This is a genomic window from Desulfosarcina sp. (genome assembly GCF_041551955.1).
Classification (GTDB): Bacteria; Desulfobacterota; Desulfobacteria; order Desulfobacterales; family Desulfosarcinaceae; genus Desulfosarcina.
In genome coordinates this window covers 1-4,312 of the sequence record NZ_JBFELV010000431.1, presented here as the reverse complement: position 1 = coordinate 4,312, position 4,312 = coordinate 1, and the positions used below count along the sequence as shown (strand labels likewise).

Sequence of the window (4,312 nt, the reverse complement as noted above, 5' to 3'; positions counted from 1 at the left end):
CGCCATCGACGTGGCCGAGGCACAGATGCGCTCGTCGTGCTCCAATACAAGGCAGCGATCCCCCTTGCGCAGCGAGGCTTCCATGAAATCGGTCTCCTTGACGAACCCCTGCAGGGCATTGATCGCCATCAGATCGCCCTTACCGGCCCATCGCATGTGAAGCTCCGCCGGCAGGCTGCCGATCTGAATCGGTTCCTGAAGATACCTGACCAATTCAAGCCACTCCTCGCAGGTCTGCATCTTTTTGGCGAGCTGTTTGATGGATTCCCTGAATGGCATGCGACGGAACCTTCTTTTTGGTCAACTCTTGAAATAGGCGATCCATCGAGACAAGGTACCCCTGAATCGGTCCATTCTCGAAGGGACGGCCGTGGGGTCACCGGTCGATGACACGGCCAGGTTTTTCCAGTATTTTTGATGTACCTGTTTGACCCGCCAAAGAATATAAGCGGTTTTTTTAGGATTGGCCGATGCAATGGCGCTTTGGATCTCAGTCGTCCGCCGACCGGTCATCTCTTTCAGGACCTCGCGCACCGAATCCCTGAGCGCTTCCAGGTGATATCCACCTTCCAGCGTCATCACCAGTTTCCCTCCGCAACATGCTTCGGCGATGTCCAGCAGGATGCGGGTCAGGCCGGCAAAGCCTGCCGGGGTCACTTTCATGCCTCCGATGGGGTCGTTGAAATGGATGTCGAAACCGGCGCTTACCAACACCATATCCGGTCTGAACGCCAGGGCGATGGGCTTTAGCAGGCGTTCGTAAATCACCAGGTAGTCCCCGTCGCCGAAGCCGGGCAGAAGCGGTACATTCACGGTATAGCCTTTGCCCTTGTTTTTACCGATCTCGCGCAGGCTGCCGCTGTGGGGATAGGTAAACGCCTGGTGGGTGGAGAAAAAGAGCACTGACGGGTCATCTTCGAAGCAGTGCTGGGTACCGTTGCCATGATGCAGGTCCCAGTCCACCACCAGGATGCGCGCCAAACCCAGTTTGCTTTGGGCGTAGTGGGCGGCGATGGCCACGTTGTTGTAAAGGCAGAATCCTTTGGCCGCGGTCCGTTCGGCATGGTGTCCCGGAGGGCGGATCAGGGCAAAGGCGTTGTCCACCCACCCGGCATGAACGGCTTCGATCGCCCGGCACAGCCCCCCGGCTGCCAGTTGGGCCACTTCGTTGGAGTGCGCAGAGGTGCGGGTGTCTTCGTCCAGGTAAACAGACCCACGCCCCGACGTGGCTTCTAAACGACTGATGTATTCGGCCGAATGGACGCGTTGAAGCTCGTCTTTTTCAGCCATTCTCGGTGAGATGTCCGTGAAACAGCCGCTGAGGTCCGGTTCCTGGAGCAGGGTATAAAGCACATCCAGCCGTTCTGGGCACTCCAGTTCATCAGGACCCATGCAATGCCCCGTGTAGCGAGGGTCTTTGAGGATGCCGGTTCGTTTTTTCACTACCGTTTCATTGGTCCTTTTTTCAATCTCCGTGACCGCATTAAAATCAATCATGGCGCATTCGTCTCAACACGGATAGATTTCAAATCGGCGTATGATCCAGTGATAGGCATACCGGCAGGTACATGTGGGCGGGACTGGCTGAAGGCTAATCGGAAACCACAAGGATCATCTGGCTGCGTTTGGTCAAATTTACCAAACCGTACCTATCCGGTCATTAAATCGCCACCATTTGCCCAACACCTGTCTATCTCACCGTTTGACATGGTGAATGATTGTAGTTTAATCTCAACATATAACACCTCGTAAGCAATTTCCAATACATTCATCGAAGGGTGCACAATTACCGCCATCTGGAATGTCGCCCGACCATTTGATAATGTCGCGCTCAGAATCGGCCTCGGTCTCAGAGACAGCAAGCAAGCACAGGTTTAGGTTGACGTCGTTTTCATGAGTTAGAAACAACCCGATCAAATCAGTGTAAGCAAGATGTTACCGCCGGGCATGGGCAGGCTCGGTCGAGTAACTGTAATCACCACTGATGCGTATGGTACAATTGGCGGGGTGGTTGAGGCTTCCCCGGCTGATTATTTGGCCATGGACACACCCAGGCCCAAATTAAAACAACGCTGATCCTTGGCCCAGGCGGTTTTGTAGACCAGCAGATGCGTCGTGATATCAATATCAGGTGCGATAAGCGCGTAGTATTCAATCAGAAAGGATTTTATCATGGATCGTCAGTATATAGAACTTTTCAAACAGTTGATCCGTCAAAAAACCACCCATGAGCCGCAACACATGCCGGAACATGATCGTTGCCGCGATCTACTGAAAGCTGAAGCGGAAAAGCGTGGTCTGAAGACGAAAATAATTCCTTCTTATCCCTATCCCACGCTGCTTGCCGGGCTTGACGTTGAAACCCTGAACCCAGCCCTGATGCTGTCTTGCCATTTGGATGTGGTTCAAGCCCAAGATGAACAGTTTGAACCACAAATAACAGGGAGCCGGATGGTGGGGCGGGGCACCAGCGATATGAAATTTGCCGTTCCGGTGTTCTTTAATGTCTGGGACCGTCTCAAGTCAGGCCAGGAGAAAATACTCCTTGCGTTTACCTTTGATGAGGAAATCGGTGGAAACAAAGGAATTGGTTATTTGCTGAACGAAGTTGGGCTGAGGCCAGCAGTGTGTTTTCTGCCGGATGGTGGCGATAATTTTCAGATTGAAGCGGAAGAAAAAGGCGTCTTCCATTTTCATGTAAAAACCTCCGGTAGATCAGCCCATGGCTCCAGACCGTGGCTGGGCGATAACGCTATCGACAAGATGTTGGCGATCTATTCTGATTTGCGCAACGAATTTCCGTTTGTATTCTCCCCTGAACAATGGACCCACACGTTGAACTTAGGAAAAATTGTAGCCGGCGATGCGGCCAATAAAGTGCCTGATGCCTGTGAAGCCAGCTTTGATTTGCGCTTTATCGAAGGACGGACGGCGGAAGAGATAAAGGACCGGGTGCGAGAAATTGTAGGCCAGAAGGGTGAATTTGAGCCGAAGGTGGTGGGAGACAATTTTTACCTGGATATGGAGCTCTGGTGCAGTCGCATGTTTCAAAAGGCCGCCGAGCGTCATCTCACCCACCCCATGCCGATCTATCGCAGCGAAGGCGCTTCCGACGCCCGCTTTTTTTCCCAATACAAAATTCCGGTGATTATTACCAAGCCGGTTTGCGCCGGGCATCACTCTGACCATGAATGGATTGATCTGGAAAGTATCTCCACTTACACCAATATCCTTTTTGATTTTGTCGAGCAGGTGCTTGACCGGAGATAATAGCCAAGAACCAGATGACAAGCTATTGTTGGGTTTGGCCCTTTTTCTAAAGCTGGATATGGTAATTTGGAATGGGTTTGAGATTTGGTGCTTATAATCTAAGACCTGCTGGCTGCAATGGATGGTTTGCGGCCTACGCTTTTTCAACAGCAACGGTGAGTCCGAGTCAGGAGATGATTAAAAGGGAGGAAGGGTATGAGTGATATGACACAGTTACCAAGTATTGAGCAGGCCCTTGAAACGTTGCAAGAGATAGAGAATAAGTTTGACGAAGGGGCACGCATTGCGCAAACTCGGCAGGCGCTGAAAAAAAATGAACGTGTGGCTAGAAATGACGCGCTGGTGGCGGGCTACTACCAAAGCCTTGCCGACAAAGGACTGTTTGTGCCCATTTACGGGGCGGGAGATCTTCCCTGGGCCCTTCCCCTCCATATGCCGCCATACCTTATCGAGATCCTCTGGGCAACTTCCCGCGTGCTTTATGCTCTGGCCCGCAAGCATCTCGCGGCCGAAGGTCCAGACTACCTGATAAAACGGATCCCGGATGGATGGATTACCGAGGAAATGGCTGACATCCTGCACCGCTACTACCTGACCGTAGAACCGGACCTGGCCTTTGATGTACTGGTATACGGCGCCAACTCCGAGCGAGGCATGAACTTTGACGAATTTAAAGCCTCCGGTGACCACCTCTATGCCAAAATACTCGAGGCCCAGAGCGTGGATACCTACTATGGTTGGCTCAGAGAATGCGTCCGATCTGCGCGGAACACCGGTGCATATGACGAGTCCGTGTTCACCCGGGTCAAAAAGGATCATCGACCGCTTTCCGATGCAGAACTGGACGAGCAGGTTCTGGCCACGTATGTCCACGGATCGGAAAACCATCGCGACCGGATTCTCTTCCTGGAGATCGATCCCCGCAACCAGCCCAGTTTTCAGAATCTGGCACTGTTGGCGAAATTTATGAGTGAGGGTGATCCCTCCCGTGAGCCGTTGATTCTCGATCCCCAGGCTCTTTTTTTCGAGGGAGACCAGCTTT

At 52.5% G+C, this 4,312-nt stretch carries 5 protein-coding genes; 2 read left to right on the top strand and 3 right to left on the bottom strand.

The window, feature by feature from the left end; all coding sequences use genetic code 11:
- The 3 genes from ABYV26_RS21845 to ABYV26_RS21835 form a co-directional block, all read right to left on the bottom strand.
- The coding region (locus ABYV26_RS21845) for a hypothetical protein (RefSeq protein ID WP_372683475.1) at window positions 1-279 on the bottom strand (279 nt) is incomplete at its 3' end.
- A gap of 21 nt (window positions 280-300) precedes the next feature.
- Window positions 301-1,497 (bottom strand): histone deacetylase, encoded by a 1,197-nt coding sequence (locus ABYV26_RS21840; RefSeq protein ID WP_372683474.1) that lies wholly within the window; start codon window positions 1,495-1,497, stop codon window positions 301-303.
- 533 nt (window positions 1,498-2,030) lie between these two features.
- Window positions 2,031-2,174, bottom strand: a complete 144-nt coding sequence (locus ABYV26_RS21835; protein ID WP_372683473.1) for a hypothetical protein — start codon at window positions 2,172-2,174, stop codon at window positions 2,031-2,033.
- Here ABYV26_RS21835 and ABYV26_RS21830 point away from each other — a divergent pair.
- On the top strand, window positions 2,173-3,270 hold the full coding sequence (locus tag ABYV26_RS21830; RefSeq protein ID WP_372683472.1) for a M20 family metallopeptidase: 1,098 nt from the start codon (window positions 2,173-2,175) through the stop codon (window positions 3,268-3,270). The genes ABYV26_RS21835 and ABYV26_RS21830 overlap by 2 nt on opposite strands.
- Window positions 3,271-3,474: 204 nt before the next feature.
- A partial coding sequence (locus ABYV26_RS21825) for a hypothetical protein (RefSeq protein WP_372683471.1) occupies window positions 3,475-4,312 on the top strand: 838 nt, incomplete at its 3' end.